1 protein-coding gene is annotated in these 493 nt (G+C 46.9%); it reads left to right on the top strand.

What is annotated here, in order from left to right:
• Positions 1-163 precede the first annotated feature (163 nt).
• A partial coding sequence (locus tag H6A20_RS14040) for a transposase family protein (RefSeq protein WP_420846603.1) occupies positions 164-493 on the top strand: 330 nt, incomplete at its 3' end.

Genomic DNA, 493 nt, shown 5'->3' with positions numbered 1-493 from the left:
TGGTGTTTCTGCCTGCTTCACCAGATTTCTCCCAAGCTCTTCTGCTCTCCCTGGTGTGATTCCCCTTTAGAAGCATATTCAGTTACATGCTTCCATGGTCATTCCAACTTTTCCTGTGTTACTCTTTTATTGGTCAAAACAAAAATAGTAGAAAGGAGCTGAAATGACCATGAAAACATGCAACTATTTAACCAAACTTCCTCAGGAAACAACTATCAAAAACATCGAAGCCTTCAGGGAGTATGACCTGATCACTCTCCATGTCCCTGCACCTAAGCAGCGTCTCTGTCCTAACTGCGGATCTCATGACTGCATCATCAAGGACTCCGGCGCCTGGCAGACTGTAAGGCATATCCCTTACAACCACCGGGGCTCTCTCCTCATCTTCCACAAACGCAGGCTGCTCTGTAAGGAGTGCCTTACTTCGTTCTATGAGAAGCCTTACTGGCTTCATCCCTCTCTCCATATGACACAGGCCCTCTATGACTCCATC

Source organism: Mordavella massiliensis (assembly GCF_016901695.1).
Taxonomy (GTDB): Bacteria; Bacillota; Clostridia; order Lachnospirales; family Lachnospiraceae; genus Claveliimonas; species Claveliimonas massiliensis_A.
Note: the sequence above shows the minus strand (reverse complement) of the source record. Positions and strands in the feature narration are given on the sequence as shown.